Source organism: Ktedonosporobacter rubrisoli (genome assembly GCF_004208415.1).
GTDB lineage: Bacteria > Chloroflexota > Ktedonobacteria > Ktedonobacterales > Ktedonobacteraceae > Ktedonosporobacter > Ktedonosporobacter rubrisoli.
Genome location: NZ_CP035758.1, coordinates 2660872 through 2678544, shown reverse-complemented (window position 1 = coordinate 2678544; position 17673 = coordinate 2660872). Strand labels below are relative to the sequence as shown.

The window sequence follows — 17673 nt, the reverse complement described above, 5'->3', positions numbered from 1 at the left end:
CTGTGCTCCCTGATTTATTCAAGCCAGCATGAGCAGTAGCCTCTTTTAAAGAGAAAGGCCCGCATAGAATTCATAAAACGCAGAGATCGCGCAAGTGGGAGCCAGAACGCGATAGGGAAAACAGTTAAGGAGACCTTCCAGCGTTAGTTCTCGGCAACAGGCTGCAAGAAATTTCTGGGCCAGGGCGGAGCGTACCTGTCCATCACGCTGCAGAAACTGGCCCCAGAGCGAAAGAAACTGAAACTCTTCATCCACGCTTACCATTGAATCCGTATACTGCGGAGGAAAGAGCCGTTTGTAGGCCTCAAGATTGTAGAGCCATGAACAACCTCGAACGCGTTGTGCCTCTGGCCGCTGCTGCTTAATGTGGGTAAACATGCTTTTGAGTTCCAGCAATCTGGCTGTTCTTCGTTCCCGACTTAACGGGCCATACCCTGAGCCATCTGCTGGCGTGAAATGGAAACGGATTGCCTGTTCAGCGGGGAGATAGATGTATTGAAAGCAACCATAGGGAGAGGAAGAGGTAGCTTGTCTATGCTTCTCATAGAAGGCAAACGTATACTGAGCAGGATTGGGCGCCTGTTGTAATCCCGCCAAATAGGCCTGCCAGTTTGCATGGGTAGGCTCAAATGAGCGGTTAAGGCATTGCAGATAGATATTAGTAAAATGAAAGATGGCCTCCTCAAAGCTGAAGTGGCTGACCTGGGCAACAGAGGCGGCAAAATGCAGTTGAAGATCAAAGTAGGCTGGCGAGAGGTCAAGCGACATAGAAATACCTTCCATAAGTGAGAATAGTTTATCCAGCTCCAACGCGCCAATACGCTTAGGCCTGCTATCCTACAGGTGCGTCAAAGCCAATAAAGCTTTGCCATTCTAGCATCTTTGAGCGATGCTAGCGCATCTATTTTAGAGAACGTATGGAAGACCTTCTTAAGAACCAGGGCCAGGAGCTATTGTTGCTTTTTCCTGGCCTGCCGGGCCAGTTGACGGGCCTCCCCTAAGATCGTAGGTTGGAGAGCAACAGGCCCTCTCTTATCGGCAAGTTGAATAGTAGATTCAGCACTGCCCCCAACCGGCTTGGCCGCCCCTTCCAATATCTGCCCAACGAAGCGCGTTGCCTTCGGCGCATTGGGATGATTCAGCATTTTAAGCAATGGAACGGCGGCAATAAAAATCAGCAAGGGAGGTTCGAGCAGTTCAAAGGCCCAGGCCAGACCTATGCCGCCATAATATCCAATGGTCCGCGGCCAGTCGACCTCTACAGGACCAACGCGGCTGGCCATGCCCAGATTCTGCTCACTCACATCTTGTTGTTCAGCCATCTTAATGCGCTCCTTTCACATCGACAATAACAGTGTCTACCAGCCTCAGCAGAGCACCGGCTAACACTAGAAGCATAGCGCAGCATCTAATACCCAGCAAGCGCAACTATATAGAACTTCCCTAGAAGCTGCAAAAGGAGGCAGCGAGACTTAAACATAAGATATGATAATATACTTGAGCAAGTCAGCTAAGAAAGGAAGCATATCATGAAGCTAACAGAGCTACTTCAGCGCTTGAATGCTCTGCATCAGACAAGCTTTACATCATTCGAAAAATTCCCTGTTGGTGAACAGGGAGCATATACCATCACTGATCAAACAGGCAAAAAATATGTTCTCAAATGGGCCCCAGGCGCAAAGAACCTGTCATGGATGCAAAAAGCCAAAACAGTTACAGAGCTCTTGCGCAGCCTGGATTATCCAGCCTCACACTATCTCTTCATTGGAGGGCTTCCAGAAGGCATTTATAGCATCCAGGACGTCCTCCCCGGTTCTCCCATACAAACAATGACGCCCGCACTATTGCCTCGTTTATTTGAGCTCAATAGGCTTCAGCTTGGCCGGGCCATTTCCGGGCGCACTGACTGGCACCAGGAAGTAGTCAAGACTGTACTTCTGGGAGGCGATGGCTACTGCATTCACACCTCCTTGCAGCAGCATTCACAAGTCACCGTTGATATCCTCCGGACATTGCAATCCCTGGTAACGGCATATCGTGATGAGCCCCATAGTAGCAACGATATTGTCCATGGGGACTTCCAACACGCTAACATTCTCGTTCAAGATGAGCAGATCAGCGGAGTAGTGGATTGGGATAGCTTCGGCGCTGGAGACTGCATTTTTGATATCGCTACCCTGCTATTTTACGCTTACGACAATCTTAAGGTGCGCAAGCAGCTTTGGGATTATGCTCTATCACAAGCCTCGCTCAAGCTTCTGAGCATCTATCTGGCTCACATGATTCTTCGCCAAATTGACTGGTCGCTGTGTTATCATGATCAAAGCACGGGCGAACACTACATCAAAAGAGGGCAAATGCTGCTTCAGGAGATCACTTACCGTCTCAATTTAGCCTGAGATTCCGGCTGTTCTGCCATCCCGCTAAAAGGCTTCTATGAAAGCTTTCTAGAAAAGTAGAAATACAGAAATCTACAATTCACGTTCATAGAAGCTCAAGAACGCATAATTAGACAAGAAAGCCTATGCTTCGCTACAGGTGCTAAAATCGCCGGTCGCAAGCCTGTTACCCTTGACTTTTATTGACAATATGATATACCTTATATCATAAGGTACAGAGTATATTATAGCCGTAATTGGAACAATGTAGAAAACATTTTGTAGTGAGCAGGGATCGCTAGATGATAGAAGATAACACAATGGAAGATCTCAAGCTACGTCTGCCATAGCTTCCAGCGTCCTACCATAGTAAGGAGATTTTTATGTCCGTGCGCCAGGAACAGCCGCACACTCATTCTCAAGGAGTTGAAAGTACTTCGGGCTGTCCTTTTGAGCATTCAGTTTCCTCGCAACAAAAGACAGCTCGTCCGAAAGATCAGCCAGGCAAGCCTATTGAGCACAATGGAGAACGCTGGCACATTCATGGCTTTGAGGAAGCAAGAGCTATCCTACGCAGCTCTGAAACCGCGCAGGCAGGCTTTGGCGCTAACCTCATTAGTCGCGTTCCAGGCATCACCAACACACCTATTCTCTACTTAGAAGGCAAGGAGCACCAGCAGCAACGCAAGCAGACAGCGCGCTTCTTTGCCCCCAAAGTCGTCAGCGACAACTACAGGCCACTGATGGAACGCCTGGTTGCCAGCATGCTCAAGGAGGCTCGTCAGCAACGGCGTTTTGACCTCAGCAATTTCAGCCGCAAGCTTGCCGTGCGTGTCGCCGGCGAGGTTGTCGGGCTGACAGATAGCATCTTACCGGGCATGGACAGCCGCCTCGAAGCTTTTTTCCACGGTCAGGGCCAGACTTCTGGCCCAAAGTTCTGGCGCACCTTGCGCATGCTCGCGAACCAGCGTAAAACGCTATCCTTTTTCTATCTGGATGTCAAGCCAGCCATTCGCGCACGCCAGCGTCAGCTCAAAGAAGATGTTATCTCTTACCTGGTTTCACAGAACTATAACAACCGGGAGATTCTCACCGAGTGCGTGACGTATGCAGCTGCCGGCATGGTAACTACACGCGAGTTTATAAGCGTGGCGACCTGGCATCTTATGGAGCGGCCAGAATTACGAGCTCGTTATCTCAGCGCATCCGAAAAGGAACGTTATACGATTCTGCATGAAATCCTGCGCCTCGAACCTGTGGTGAGCCATCTCTATCGCAGCGCCACAAGCGAAATCAAACTTAGCAGCGGCAATGAGACCTACGTTATTCCGCAGGGCGCAAAGATTGATATTGCCGTATACAGCACCAACCAGGATGAGCGCGTGCTCGGGGAGCAGTCCCGAACGCTTTGCCCCGAACGTGAGCTGAAGGGAGATCGTATCCCCAACGAGCTGATGAGCTTTGGGGATGGCCATCACCGCTGCCCGGGCTCCTTTATCGCGATTCAGGAGACAGATATCCTGTTGTATAATCTACTGGCCCTCGAAGGTTTGCGGATTGAGCGCCAGCCAGACCTGAGCTGGAACGATTTTATCAACAGCTACGAATTGCGCAAGTTTATCCTTGCCATCGACTAGCCATATGCTGCGATGAGCGGGCAAGCAGGAATTACTCTTGCTAGCCCGTTCTCGTGTTCTCTCTTCTACCTCTAAACTTCCGAAACAGGCCTCGAAATGTTTCGCCTATCTCCTTACTTGCTGTAGCACACAAACCCATGTTATGATAGCAAGAACTAACCTTAACCAGGGATATGAGCGTTTTTGTACCGCATTTCAATCAGAATCGCCCTATCACAGCCCGCCACTCTTGCTGCACTTGAGGGAGGAGAGAAGTGCTAATAAGTAGCATTATACTCATTGTCGTTGCTGTCGGTTTTGCCTGGAATCTAGGGGTCCATTATACAGGAGCCGTAATGGGTATGCCCTACGCGGCTCGCTCGATTGCACTGTGGCCAGCGCTCATCCTGATTGCTGTCCTGACCATCCTTGGTGCAACTTTCGCCTCGGGAGGCGTAGAGACAACTGTAGGTCTGCATATCATCAACGATCGCCTGGTCACTATCCCCGATGCTATCATAATCGTCCTCTCTGCTGGTAGCTTGACTCTACTCTACAACTATCAGAAGATCCCGACTTCTACTATTCAGATTCTCGTATTTTGCGTGGTCGGCGTGGGATTGGCAGGCAAGATTCCAATCTACTGGATCACAATCAGTAAGCTGGCTGTGGTCTGGGTTTGCGCTCCCCTACTCGCCTTTGGCCTTGGCTTTCTCTTCACGCGCCTGCTTGATCTGGTGGTACCCCTGGAGCTTGCCCGAGCACAAACTCAGCTTCAAGCCAGGGTCCCGTCAACCCGGTCCGACAAGCACTGGTTCTCACAGGCATTTCCCGGCCTGGCTCGCGAGGCGCAAGCCATTCCTCCTGCTAATACCTCACACATCTCCTTTCTCACTCTACTTGCGCTCCGTAGCTTACCATTGTTACTTGTTTGCGTCGGGATTGCAGCATCCTTCGTACTGGGAGCTAACGACGTTTCCAACGCTACCGGAGTATTTATCCTCACGCATCTCTTCTCCCTTCCTCTAGCCGGCCTGATTGGAGGAATTGCGATGGCTGTTGGCACGCTCACCTGGGGACGCCGTATTCTTAAAACTGTAGCCTTTGATGTCGTAAAGATGGATCTCACTATGGCTAGCGCCGCCCAGGGAGTACAGGCCCTGGTCGTACTACTGGCGGTTACGCAGGGGCTATTTACCTCTATGAATCAAGCCTTGATCGGCGCTATGGCTGGCGCAGGGTTGGCGCGTGGGCGAGAAACTGTGCAACGCCAACAAATCCTTGGCATTTTGCGGGGATGGCTTATTGGTCCACTCTCGGGAATCATCATGGCCTCCATCCTTGAATGGTTAGCGCAGCTCCTGTTTCACTTGCGCTGATAGCTCATGTAAGGATAGCTCTCTTTACAGTGATAAAACACTCAACAGAAAACTTTACCCATTTTATCTACTTTCCCTTGTTTGGCTTGTGCTCTTTGCTTATGTTCGCTATACTCGGCTATAGATAACTATTTTCGACTCGATGTTTCTTGAGCATAGTTGTGGGAAACGGAGGTATCATCAATGGTCTATATATTTGCACACTGAAAATGCAAGTGTTTTCGTATAGGTATTGCTCATTGCTCCGCTTTATGTTGCCATGTTGATAGTCGCATATAATATATGTTTATGGCTGGTTACAGCATATTTTTGAGGTATAGGATGCATACATTTCTTCGATCCGCAACTCTGACTACTACCCATCTCTGGTTTACAGTGCGTGCCACAACACCATTAGAGCTCGATGCCTTCAGCGGAGCCGCCCTACGCGGCTCGCTCTTCCACACCATCTGGTTCCGCTTCTGCACCAATAGAAGCGCGTCCTCATGCGCGTCCTGCCCACTTCATAGCAGTTGTCCGGTTAGCGCTCTCGTTGCGCCGCTGCGCGAAGAAAGCATCTGGGGACGAGATATTCCCGCCCCTATGTACTGATCCCGCCTCTGGAAGGGGCCCGACTCTACCAGCCTGGCGAACAATTCTCCTTTGGTCTGACCTTGATCGGCAACATTACCCAGCTTTTGCCCTATATTATGCTCGCGCTACCCCAATTAGAAGAGGAGGGGCTCGGCCGCCGCCTCGATACCAACGCCGGCAGGCGCGGCCGTTTTAAAATTGAGCGGGTTGAAAATCTGCACCCATTTACGCATCAGAGCCAGACGATCTATGAGCCTGGCAAGGGCCTGGTTCAGGTTCCCCCGCTTCGTGTCGAGGCGCGAGAATGCCTTTACTACGCTGAGCAACTCGATAAGGAAACCATTACCCTCAATTTCGTCACTCCGTTACGCTTAGTGGATAGAGAACGCCTGGTCCATTATCCTACCTTTCGTCCGCTCATTCAACGTTTGCTAGAGCGCTACCTTGCCTTTGAACGTTACTATGGAAACGCAGAGCTTAGCCTTGATAAAACCGTAATGGCTGATCTCTGGCGTCAGGCCGAGGCAATTCGCTGCATCGACGATCAGATGCAATGGCAAGATTTGCGCAGCTATTCGCAGCGCCAGAAAAGGGCAACCCAAATCGGAGGCCTGCTTGGCAGGGTGACCTTTGCCGGCCAGCTAGAGCCTTTCCTTGGGCTTCTGCGCATCGGAGAGTTAATTCATGTGGGGAAGAACGCAGTCAAAGGCAATGGAAACTATACGATCGAACAGGCAAGAAAACCATTTCCATAGAATCTTGACGGACCTATCATTCCGGTCAGGCTCTACGCGCAGCCCCGTTCGGGAAATATCGCCTCTAGCGTGTGCCTGACCATGAGCCTCAGGCGAAGGCTTTGCAGACGCTGTACACACTTCTGGAAAATGAGTAGAAATAAACTTGCTATCTGCCTGCCAGATGGGTATGCTTTCTAGGAGGGAGATTTGTAGGACAGCTTAATAAGCAAGCTTAGATGATGAGCAATAGTTCTGGCGGGCTAGAGAGCTTCAAGCCACTGGCATTTCTTTATCTCATCTGCTCGCAGGCTTGATAATGGCCTCGGGCCAAAGGCGAAATTACTCTAATTTCTCTGGCCAGATGTAACTATAATCTGTCTACAATATCTAATATTTTTATGAAGCAGAGTATGCTATTGCTACTACTTATTTTATTTTCAGAAAGAGGAGATTAGAGAGATGCGTCGGTATTTCTTGCTCGGCCTTCTTGTCTGTATTCTGGCGGGATGCGGCACAGCAGCCCAGTCACAAGCCCCTCAGAGCCACACAACGGCCACAAACACGGACTCTCTCACCCAGGTCGATTGGAAAAACTTCACCTATTCCACCACCTGCTATAGTAGCACCCACACCTTTCAAGCAAAAGATGGTAAGGCCAGGGATAAGGGCATCCTTTTCCAGGTTTATAAGCCCGTCTACGGCGATTTAACAGGAGATCAGCGCCCCGAGGCCGCCATCCCTTATAGCTGCACAGGTGCTGATTTTGGCGGCGTTCACGTCTTCGTCTACACTGGCGATGCAAAACATCCACGTCTGCTGGCCGAGTTACCAGCATCCTATGATCAAGCACAGGGCGATGCTTTGGGCAGCGTTGATAGCGTGACAATCAACAATGGTGTGATTCGCCTGTCAGGAAGCAACTATGGACCAAATGTACCTCATTGCTGTCCCAATGTGCAGATCATCCGTAACTACCGCTGGGACGGCAAGCATTTTGCTTTGATCTCTTCAAAAATGGTGGATAAGGCAGCCACTACTTCCTGACCGGCGACGATATAGCATGCCCTCACAACGAGCGGGCGCCGCCGTGACGCTCCGCTCACTTTGCCTCTCGCATGAATTGATGCCATCTCCGCCTGCAATCAGCGCGATTCATTGAGCACGCTGCACTTAAAACCTATCTCGCCTACACGCGGAACGTCTTTCTCATGCACACGAGGAACTTGACATCTCCCTCCATTTTCCTCTATAGTACGCCCAACGACATATCAGCAAATGACATATCAGCAAACTGACTATATGATGAGGAGGAACGCCTGTATGGGTATGCCCGATCTTGGGCGCTTTTCGGAGCCATCTATGCTGATCTTAGCCAGTCTGGCGGGCGGGAAAAAGCATGGCTACGCCATTAGAGAGGATATTGAGGCCATTGCGCAGGTGAGGATGGGAACCGGGACTCTCTACGGAGCCATCGCCCGACTAGAGGAACAAGGCTTGATTGAGGCACTTCCTGCGGAGGAGCGCGGGCGCCGCCCTTATTGCTTAACCTCTGCAGGAATCGCTTTCCTTCGCGAACAACTTAGCAGTATGGAAGCGTTTGCTACGCTTGGCTTGCGGAGGCTAGCAACGCTATGAAGATCCATAAACTGCTGCTCTATCTCTATCCATTGGCCTGGCGAGAGCGCTATGAGGATGAGTTTTTACTTGTATTTGCATCTCAGCCTTTTTCTCTATTTGAGGCGCTTGATGTTCTGCGTGGAGCTCTTGACGTGCATCTTCATCCACAGCTTGGTACGAAAACGTTACCCTTGCCAGACAAGCTGAGACGGCTGCATCTGGCTCTGCGCAGCTCTCTGCTGATCCTGTTCTGCGCATTTATCGGCTTTCTGCTCGCCGGCATGGGCTTTCAGAAAATGACAGAGGATGGAACTTTTCAGCAAGTTAGCCAGAGTGCAAGTCTTGTGGGCATCTCATTTCAACTCGTTATAATTGGTGCAGTCATCGCCCTTCTAGGCGGGATCGCTGGTGGCCTACCCATCGCTATGGCTATCATCAAGTCTGCGCTTGCCCGCAGGCGCTATACTCCCTTGTTCCTGCTGACTGTGCCTTTTCTGGCCTTTGCGTTTTTCGTCTTGATCTTGTCACTTCTGAAAGTACTTGATCATTCCGGGCTCCAGCCTCTCTGGCTGACCTTTCTCTATCGGGGCACCTTTTTAGCGACAGTTCTTTGCGTAGCTATTGTCAGTACAGGCGCTCTGTGCCTTGCCGTCACACATAGCGAGATCCCTGGAAAGCTTTTGGGCTTTGCTGTGCTGCCCTCGATCCTCGTTACGCTCGCTATGGGAATGGTGCTTACGGCTATCGCGATCTGGGGAATTGGTCTATATAAGAATGCGCCGCAACTTCTGGCAGGCAATAGCGGGATTGTAGGAACAAGTACTTCTGGCACCTGGCTTGGTATTGTGCTTATGATGGTCCTGGCGTGTAGTCTAGCCACGCTTTCACTCAGGCGCGCACTCTCGGCGCGTGCTGCATTGCGCATGAGCTCTCGCTGAATACAACCAGCTACCTCATGCTAGCTACAAGGTGGCCTGCTTAAGCAACAGGCCACCCCAGAATAAGATTTACCAGCAACAGTTCTCCTATTTTCATCATGAGGTCCTGTTGATAGGTCGTCATGTCTAAAAAATCGCACGGAAAGTTATGTAAAGGAGTTAGATACTATGCAGGCAGACCATGCCTTAACGCAAGCTGCTGCTCCAGCAGCGCAGTCAGCTCCAGTTATCCTGCGTACAATTGAGCTGACCAAACAATATGGCGCACGGCTCGCCGTTAAGCACTTAAACCTGGAAATCAAGCATGGCGAGATTGTGGGCTTCCTGGGTCCCAACGGAGCCGGAAAGACTACCACAATTCGCATGATTCTTGGCCTGATCGCGCCTACAGGCGGGCGGGTCGAAATCTTTGGGCGCGACCTGGCCAGTGAGCGCGACTTCCTGTTGCCGCACGTCGGCGCATTAGTTGAGATGCCAGCCCTTTACCAGCATCTGACGGGCTGCGAGAATTTACGAGCCATGGGCGCGGTCCTTGGTGGCGTATCGCGCCAGCGCATTGAAGAGGTTCTGGAGCTAGTTGGACTGCAAGCGCGCCAGAGAGATCGGGTGCGCACCTATTCGCTGGGCATGAAACAGCGCCTGGGCCTTGCTATCGCCCTGCTCAACGATCCTGATCTACTCATCCTCGATGAGCCAGCTAACGGCCTCGATCCTGCCGGCATCGTCGAGATGCGTGATCTGCTCCAGCGGCTCGCCAATGAGGGCAAGACTGTCTTTCTTTCCAGCCATTTCCTGGGCGAGGTGCAGCAGATTTGCTCGCGCGTCATCTTCCTCAATGCCGGTCAGCTCGTCGCAAATAAAACCGTCGCTGAGTTAACCCGTGGACAGGGCGAGTATGTGGTCGAGCTTGAGCAGTCACAGGAGGCTCTCGACTTGCTCAAAAAACAGCCCTGGGGCGCGCAGGCTCGCCTTGACGATGACGGGCGCCTGCTCACATCAGCCCCTGGTGATAGCGGACGCGAGCTCTATGCCTTTCTGGCTCAGGCCGGCTTTCCGCCCGAAAGCCTGGCACCCGCGACACAAAATCTTGAGGAGGTTTTCTTCTCTCTTATCAACAACCATGAAGGAGACAAGGCCCAATGAGTACCTCTAGCGCTATTCTCACGCCAGAATCTAGTACCCAGGCCCGCTTGCATGCCAGATTTTTGAGTATGGTGCGCGGGGAATTTGTGAAAACCGCGCGCCTCTTCTGGATCATGCTGATCATCCTGTACGCTGGATGTATGCTCGGCTTCCTGCTCGGAGCTACCCAACGGGCAGTACAAACCGATCTTCAACACACGCCATTGCATTTTCTTTATTATACTGTAGAAAGCAATCTTGTCATTTTTCGTATCCTTTCAGGCATCTTTCTGCTCATTCTGACCTCGTTCAGCATTGGATACGAGTATCAGTACGGTACCATTCGCATTCTGCTGGCGCGGGGAGCTGGCCGCGTGCAGCTCCTCCTTGCGAAACTTGTCATGCTGGCCGCTATGGCCCTGCTACTCCTGGTGCTATTTATCCTATTGTTAGCTCTGCTCATCTGTGTGCAACTACTTATTATGGCTGGCAATCTGCATGCGCTCAGTGCTATTACGCCGGCTTTCTGGTCAAATAGTGGGATCGATGTGTTCACTGTCGCCTTCAACATGCTCATAACGATCCTGCTAGCCGCAGCCATGAACGCCCTCGGTCGCTCCCTTACCATTGGTCTGAGCGCCTCGCTGCTCTGGTTCCCTCTTGATAACTTTGCCTCGCCTTTTACGAGTGTGCTGGCACAATTACTCCATAACGATTTCTGGCTTAACCTCTCAGCCTATTTGCTGGGACCCTTGCTCAATCGCCTGCCCGAAATGCTTCTCCCTAAAGCTGCCCGCACAGGCTTTGAAGCCTTCGGCCTCGAACCTATGGTGCATGTGAGTGGGTCACACGCGCTCTGGGTCGGCGCTGCCTATGCGCTTGTCTTCCTTGTGCTCGCCCTCATTCCAACCTGGAAGCGCGACATCAAGGAGTAAACCTTTGGCCAACTGTAAGAAGAACACAAGTTGCTGACGGCCTTTTAGCAGCAACAAGGAGATTTTTGTGCGTGCATTCAAGCTAGAATTGGGAGATTCTCTATGCCTTCACATGTACCTTTTCGCAAGTGGCTAAAGATTCTGGCGAAGATTTTTCTGGGCCTGCTACTCATTCTGGTTCTCATCATCGCTTCTGGCATCGCCTTTATCGCTGTTCGTAGCCATCAAACTGTCATGCTTCCCACTCCTACCGGCCCCTACGCTGTCGGTCGCATGGAGTACGATTGGACCGACCAGTCGCGCGAGGATAGCCTGGCGCCACGACCCGGCACGAAAAGAGAGCTAGTGGTCTGGGCCTGGTATCCGGCAGTACGCCCAACGGGAGCGCAGACCGCGCCTTACCTGCCGCCAAAATGGGGAGATCTCAACGATCAACAGCATTCGGCTGCCTTTGGACTCAAGATCGTGCAGAGCTATGACTCTATCCAGACCCATAGCTTCGCTCATGCTCAGCTGGCAACGAATGAAGCACGCTATCCCGTGCTCATTTTCGAGCCCGGCATGGGCAATATCCCGGCGCAATACACAACGCTGATCGAGGACCTTGCCAGCCATGGCTATATCATCTTTGCCATTAACCCAACCTATAGCGCCAATATGATCGTCTTTCCTGATGGCCGCGTTGCTGAGGCAACTAATGCCGGGAAACCTGGCGATAATGATAACCTGGAGGTTAAGGGCAATAAGATTGTGTCGGTCTGGGCCAGGGATGTGATATTCACCATGAATCAGCTTGAGCACTTAAATGCCACGGCAGGAAATATGTGGAGTCAGCATCTTGACCTCACACGTCTCGGCATTTTCGGGCATTCCTTTGGCGGCGCCACATCTGCCCAGGTTTGCCATATGGACACGCGCTGTAAAGCAGGCATTGACCTCGATGGTACGTTATTAGGTGATGTGCTCCAAACAGGCCTTACCAAACCCTTCATGGTGATTCAATCCGAGGAGAATCCCTGCGATGCCGACTGCCACACTTTTCAGCAAGGAGTTCAGGCCATCTTGCGCACAGTGCCAGCGGGCGAGGCCTATCACCTTAATATCAAAGATACAAGACACTTCAATTTCTCAGACTACGCAGCCTACTTCTCGCCACTGCGCCTTCTAGACATGCTTGGTCCAATAGACGGGGTGCGCGGACTGCAGATCACACGCGCCTATGTGCGCGCCTTCTTCGATAAGTACCTTAACAATACGCCATCGCCCTTGCTGCAAGGCCCAACGAGCGCTTATCCAGAAGTGCAATTTTTTAAGCCCTGAGCGCAGCCTAATAAGTACAAATCTTGGTCAGAGAGGAGAGCTGAGAAGCTTTCCTCTTTCGATTTCTTGTGCACGCTAGTCGTCAGGTGATCGAGCATTAGCGGGACTGGCAGAGATGCTAAATTTGTGGCACAATTGTCATCGACCAGACAGCAACTCTACTTGAGCGCAAACAGAGGACAGCCAGGGTTGCGGGACTGGAAGGGAGGATTTTATGCGAGCTTATTTAGATCTGTGTCAACGAATCCTTAGCGAGGGAATCAAAAAAGAAGATCGCACAGGCACAGGTACGCTAAGCGTCTTTGGCCATCAGATGCGCTTCGATTTGCGCAAAGGCTTCCCTCTGCTCACTACCAAAAAACTGTATACTCGATCTATTATTTATGAACTCCTCTGGTTTCTCCAGGGAGATACCAATATACGCTATCTCAACAAACATAATGTCCATATCTGGGATGCCTGGGCCGACGAACAGGGCGAGCTAGGACCGGTTTATGGCAAGCAATGGCGCTCATTTAGCGGGGCAAACGACCAAACCGTGGATCAGATCCAATGGGTCATCGATGAAATCAAGCGCAATCCAGACTCGCGCCGGCTGGTCGTAAGTGCCTGGAATCCGAGCGAGATAGATGAAATGGCCTTGCCGCCCTGCCATTGCCTCTTTCAATTTTATGTAGCCCAGGGTGCTCTATCATGCCAGCTCTATCAGCGCAGTGGCGATACATTTCTAGGCGTTCCTTTCAACATCGCCAGCTACGCGCTGCTGACGCATATGATTGCTCACGTCTGCGGGCTACAGGTCGGCGAATTTATTCATACCCTTGGCGATGCGCATCTCTACCTGAACCACATTGAGCAGGTCAAGGAGCAACTGACGCGTACGCCTTTACCACTACCGACGCTGAAGCTCAATCCAGAGGTCAAATCGATCTTTGATTTTACCTTTGAGGATATAGAGATCCTTAATTATCGAGCTCATCCACACATCAAGGGAGCTATTGCTGTATGATCAGTCTGATTGCCGCCTATGCGCATGGGCGCGTTATCGGAAAACAGGGTACGATCCCCTGGCACCTGCCTGACGATATGCAATACTTCAAGCGCACAACCAGTGGGCATACCATCGTTATGGGATACACAACCTTCGCATCGCTGGGACGTCCCTTGCCAAAGCGGCGAAACGTGGTTCTTACACGGCGTCACACGCTTGAGCAACCCGGCATCGAGGTTGCCCACAGTATCGAGGATGTGCTCTCCCTTGGCGATGTATTCATTATCGGTGGAGAAGAGGTCTACCGCCAATTTCTGCCGCTGGCCGATCGTCTCTACATAACCGAGATTGAGCTTGACGTGGAGGGCGATCGCTTCTTTCCCGCCTGGGATCAGCAGAGCTTCACCTTGCGTGCCTCTCAGGAGGGCCTTGTGGATGAGAAAAATCCCTTCCCTCATACCTTTTTCGTCTATGAACGCAAGCGTCCCTCATAAGGATTTGCCTGAGCTCTTTCTGCTCTTCCGAGGAGGGAGAGCTTACAGCTTTAATGGACGCGCATCTATGCATTAGTGAAATAGCTCATAGGGAAGCTCTAGCAATTATGCTATGTTAGCCACGAAGCAGACTGCCTGGCAAGCAATACATACCTGTACCTGCTTAAGGGCATGACATTACCGGGCCAGGGCGGCCCGGCGGCAAACATAGCGTCTCGGGCAGCGATGATCGCATGCTGCAGCTTTGGGCTGCCTCTAACGCAAAACCGTCGATAAGGCTCGCCATCAACATGATACTATACAGGCGCTAACGTACTCGCCTATTAGCAGACGTATTGCTTGCCTTGGCGTTAATATAACGTATAGCAAGCACAATAAGCCTGGAAGCGCTACCACGCGGCTCTCTTATTGTGAGCCTTCTATTTTTCTGCGTGGCCAGATGGTAACCACTGGTGTTCTATTTACAGAATAGACAACTTTTTTATATTCATATTCAGGCGCCTTCATCGCCTTCTGGAGGGCATCCAGGGCAGCCTCTCTCTCGGTGCCCGTATAGATCGTTGCATCACCAGCTTTAACCGTATAACGCAGTTGCTTCCCCTTGCTCATATCCCCCTCTTCCGTTTTCTCCACCATTTATCGATATTCTGTTGTAGAGAATACCAGGTAACTTCCTGCCCACTAGTATGTTTGCTCATAAGCTGATATATCGGACAATATGAGACTGGTGTACCTTGATCATATCATGTCTGACAGCACATGCATAGCCAGATGGCCAACTGGGCCAGTACTTTTTCTCTTTTCTGGCTACCCACAATCGCTAAAGCAGACCAGGAAAGCACGCAAGGGTTAATGCACGCGATCTCCTCTCTGAAGGCGATAAAAGGGCGCCACAAATCCTTTGCCCCTGCAGAGCTAAGTCAACTTTAGAGATGGTGAGATGTTCCACATTCAATTCGTCGATTTTCTCATAGTAATCTCAGTCAAATAAGGTATACTTCTAAAATAGAAATTTCGTTGTGCTATATTCAAGGAGGTAGCAGGATGCATCAAGATCCCGTACAGGAGCCACAACACCCATACACGCAAGACCCCTATAGCTTCAACCCGTATCCTCCCTATGACCCACAGCAAGCGCAACCAACTTTTGTATCGCAAACTCCTCAATATGCCTATCCAGGTAACATGAGCCATGATAGTGGGCAGGGAGGGATTGCTCCCAAGCGGGGGACAGCGGCACAGCTCTGGCAGGGATTGGTCAAGTTTCTTGGTGGCAGAGGATTACTGACTGCTGCTGGAGCAGTACTTGCGATACTTTCGTTTCTTATCATGCCTTATTACAGTAACTATTCGGGCTACTTTCTTGCCAGCCAGGTTCTCGATGACAAGTGGTGGCTAGAGCTGGCACTACCCCTCCTGGCACTGATTGTGTTGATAGCACAACAGGTGATACCGCGTATAAAACAGCAGCATATGCGCTGGTCACTCATTCTAGCAGCCAGCGGCGTTCTCGGCATACTCTTGCATTACTGGTTTATAGATGCAGCAATCAGTAGCAACTACTGGCGTCCTGGCACCTGGGGCTACTTTTTAGGCATGGCCCTGATAGCTGCAGGAGGGCTACTATTAGTTCTGGGACCCAAGAAGGCAAGATAGAACGGCTACCCACCTCACTTTTTGTCTTGACAATTGTTTTATCTTCCATCCGTCTTAACACATGGTAGGAAGAAGCAAAACAGGTTTAGCACCCTCCATTGTCCGTGACCTGGCATATCCAGGAAGCATGAACAATGGAGGGTTGTAGTCATGAGCACAGCACTATCTTGCGCTAAAGGTGATGGGAAGCTTTTGGACGCCAAAGAAGGCAGAGGCAGCTGGAATGCGCTCTAAGGGATGCGCGCGATCTCGCTTGATCTCCCCGAAACGGGCAAGCATACTGCCCAGAGCAACCCTTGCCTCCAGACGCGAGAGCGGAGCCCCGACACAAAAGTGAATGCCATGACCAAAGGCAAGATGCCGATTCGGCGCTCTGCTGATATCAAAGGTATCGGGATTGGGGAACTGTGCCTCGTCACGATTGGCTGAGCCCAACCAGGGTGAGACAAGCTGGCCAGCCTTGATCTTGTGTCCACCCAGCGTGGTGTCAGTGGTTGTGACGCGAACAAGCCGTTGCACGGGAGAGCGGTAGCGCAATACCTCCTCAATCGCTCCTGACAACAGGTCAGGCTGAGCTCGCAGGCGCTCTATGGCTTCTGGATGTTCATCAAAGCAGATGATTGCATTACCGATCAGGTTGGTTGTTGTTTCGTTGCCAGCAACCAGCAAGAGCCCATAAAAGCTCAGTAATTCACCCTCGCTTAGCTTCTGTCCTTCGACTTCGGCCGCCAGCAATTTGCTGATCAAATCATCCCGAGGAGCTTTGCGCCGCTGCTCTGTGACCTGTTTCAGATATTCGTTCATCTCGCGTCCAGCCTGTATAGCCTCCTCGCGCCGCAGGCTGACAATCGTATCCGACCAGTGCTTGAAAAGATCCCGATCCTGGGTAGGTATTCCCAACAGCTCAGCAATAACGATAACCGGCAATGGATATGCCAGGTCTGCAATGATATCCATTCGCCCTTGATCTATAACCCGGTCCAGATATTCATTGACAATCTCGCTAATCCGTGGCGTCAAATTAGCGACAGTACGAGGTGTAAAGGCCTGCGTAACCAGCGAGCGCAGTTGCCGATGGCGCGGAGGGTCCAGATTGAGGATACTTGGCTCCGCTGTCGCTTGCTTCTTCTCCTCTTCCGTGGCCAGGCGTTGAAACACTTCTGACGAAAAGGTCGCAGGATCATTGAGAATGCTCGAAGCATCCTCATATTTAAACACATGCCAGAACTGATTCTCTGTATCGAAGTAGACGGGCTGGCTCTCGCGCATAGAACGATACCAGGGAAAAGGATCAAGGCTCATCGCCTGCTCTGGCAGCTTGATTTCTCCTCGTGGCCTTGATGGTTTTTGCATTTCTTCGTCATGCGTTTGCTGAGATGAGATCGTCATTCTTAACCATTCCTTTCCTCATCTTTTCTATCCCACTAACTGCCTATCTGTCCCCTCTTTTTAGCATGTTCCTTTTTCCTAAAAAAGGTGAAAAAGACTGCTCCCCTCTCCCTTTTCTATCTTCCCCAGGGGAATCGACAGGATCTTACTTATATCTACGCAAGAGTCCCCCGTTAGGTTGCTTACTTTCTATCTATGGAGCAGGTTACCGGCATTACTTATAGAGCCTTATTCTACCCGGATGCAGAACGAGGCACGTTGCGCATAGAAAGTTCTCTGGAGTAAGCAGTTAAGTTGAAAAACAGCTTTGTGAGGCATCGCACCCATACATATGAGGGTTTTACTGCGCAAAATGATAAAAAAACATGCTTGCCGCCATCGCCATGCAATCCTTCTCCACAATCGTTTCTGAAAATAATCATAGCCTGGCATGACTCCTGTCACACTAAAATAGTGACAAGATATATGACATGGCTCACATCTTTATGTGGCCTGCTCTGCAGTAGTATCTCTTTAAGAACGACAACA

18 protein-coding genes are annotated in these 17673 nt (G+C 51.0%); 14 read left to right on the top strand and 4 right to left on the bottom strand.

What is annotated here, in order from left to right:
• Window positions 1-45: 45 nt before the first annotated feature.
• Entirely contained in the window at window positions 46-768 is a 723-nt protein-coding gene (locus EPA93_RS12255; RefSeq protein ID WP_129887800.1) for a hypothetical protein, read from the bottom strand.
• Window positions 769-950: 182 nt separating this feature from the next.
• On the bottom strand, window positions 951-1322 hold the full coding sequence (locus EPA93_RS12250; protein WP_129887799.1) for a hypothetical protein: 372 nt from the start codon (window positions 1320-1322) through the stop codon (window positions 951-953).
• Between the two features lie 207 nt (window positions 1323-1529).
• On the opposite strand from EPA93_RS12250, the gene EPA93_RS12245 reads away from it, so the two are divergent.
• From EPA93_RS12245 to EPA93_RS12185, 13 genes are all read left to right on the top strand, one after another.
• On the top strand, window positions 1530-2399 hold the full coding sequence (locus EPA93_RS12245; protein ID WP_129887797.1) for a phosphotransferase: 870 nt from the start codon (window positions 1530-1532) through the stop codon (window positions 2397-2399).
• 362 nt (window positions 2400-2761) lie between these two features.
• Window positions 2762-4015 carry a cytochrome P450 gene (locus EPA93_RS12240; RefSeq protein WP_129887795.1) on the top strand — a complete coding sequence of 418 codons (1254 nt, stop codon included), beginning with the start codon at window positions 2762-2764 and terminating at the stop codon, window positions 4013-4015.
• A gap of 254 nt (window positions 4016-4269) precedes the next feature.
• Window positions 4270-5373 (top strand): inorganic phosphate transporter, encoded by a 1104-nt coding sequence (locus EPA93_RS12235; RefSeq protein ID WP_129887793.1) that lies wholly within the window; start codon window positions 4270-4272, stop codon window positions 5371-5373.
• Window positions 5374-5694: 321 nt separating this feature from the next.
• Window positions 5695-5964, top strand: coding sequence for a hypothetical protein (locus EPA93_RS12230; RefSeq protein ID WP_129887791.1), 270 nt, complete (start codon window positions 5695-5697; stop codon window positions 5962-5964).
• 62 nt (window positions 5965-6026) lie between these two features.
• Window positions 6027-6701, top strand: a complete 675-nt coding sequence (gene cas6, locus EPA93_RS12225; RefSeq protein WP_129887789.1) for a CRISPR system precrRNA processing endoribonuclease RAMP protein Cas6 — start codon at window positions 6027-6029, stop codon at window positions 6699-6701.
• Between the two features lie 441 nt (window positions 6702-7142).
• Window positions 7143-7727, top strand: a complete 585-nt coding sequence (locus tag EPA93_RS12220; RefSeq protein WP_129887787.1) for a hypothetical protein — start codon at window positions 7143-7145, stop codon at window positions 7725-7727.
• Between the two features lie 276 nt (window positions 7728-8003).
• The gene (locus EPA93_RS12215; RefSeq protein ID WP_129887785.1) at window positions 8004-8318 is read left to right on the top strand and encodes a PadR family transcriptional regulator; all 315 of its coding nucleotides are present in this window, start codon (window positions 8004-8006) and stop codon (window positions 8316-8318) included.
• Complete coding sequence (locus EPA93_RS12210; RefSeq protein ID WP_129887783.1) at window positions 8315-9238, top strand: hypothetical protein; 924 nt, start codon at window positions 8315-8317, stop codon at window positions 9236-9238. Before EPA93_RS12215 ends, EPA93_RS12210 begins: the two co-directional genes overlap by 4 nt.
• Window positions 9239-9406: 168 nt before the next feature.
• The gene (locus EPA93_RS12205; RefSeq protein WP_129887781.1) at window positions 9407-10381 is read left to right on the top strand and encodes an ABC transporter ATP-binding protein; all 975 of its coding nucleotides are present in this window, start codon (window positions 9407-9409) and stop codon (window positions 10379-10381) included.
• Window positions 10378-11295 carry an ABC transporter permease gene (locus EPA93_RS12200; RefSeq protein WP_129887779.1) on the top strand — a complete coding sequence of 306 codons (918 nt, stop codon included), beginning with the start codon at window positions 10378-10380 and terminating at the stop codon, window positions 11293-11295. Before EPA93_RS12205 ends, EPA93_RS12200 begins: the two co-directional genes overlap by 4 nt.
• Window positions 11296-11397: 102 nt before the next feature.
• The gene (locus EPA93_RS12195; protein ID WP_129887777.1) at window positions 11398-12615 is read left to right on the top strand and encodes an alpha/beta hydrolase family protein; all 1218 of its coding nucleotides are present in this window, start codon (window positions 11398-11400) and stop codon (window positions 12613-12615) included.
• Between the two features lie 214 nt (window positions 12616-12829).
• Window positions 12830-13624: a thymidylate synthase gene (locus EPA93_RS12190; protein ID WP_129887775.1), complete on the top strand. Its 795-nt coding sequence runs from the start codon at window positions 12830-12832 to the stop codon at window positions 13622-13624.
• Complete coding sequence (locus EPA93_RS12185) at window positions 13621-14100, top strand: dihydrofolate reductase (RefSeq protein WP_129887773.1); 480 nt, start codon at window positions 13621-13623, stop codon at window positions 14098-14100. The genes EPA93_RS12190 and EPA93_RS12185 overlap by 4 nt, the downstream gene beginning before the upstream one ends.
• A 405-nt stretch (window positions 14101-14505) precedes the next feature.
• Here EPA93_RS12185 and EPA93_RS12180 read toward each other — a convergent pair whose 3' ends face one another.
• Entirely contained in the window at window positions 14506-14709 is a 204-nt protein-coding gene (locus EPA93_RS12180) for a hypothetical protein (RefSeq protein WP_129887771.1), read from the bottom strand.
• A 435-nt stretch (window positions 14710-15144) separates the two neighbouring features.
• On the opposite strand from EPA93_RS12180, the gene EPA93_RS12175 reads away from it, so the two are divergent.
• A complete protein-coding gene (locus EPA93_RS12175) occupies window positions 15145-15756 on the top strand; it encodes a hypothetical protein (protein WP_129887769.1) in 612 nt (203 codons plus the stop codon).
• A 162-nt stretch (window positions 15757-15918) separates the two neighbouring features.
• Here EPA93_RS12175 and EPA93_RS12170 read toward each other — a convergent pair whose 3' ends face one another.
• Complete coding sequence (locus tag EPA93_RS12170) at window positions 15919-17145, bottom strand: cytochrome P450 (RefSeq protein WP_207229516.1); 1227 nt, start codon at window positions 17143-17145, stop codon at window positions 15919-15921.
• Window positions 17146-17673: the final 528 nt, after the last annotated feature.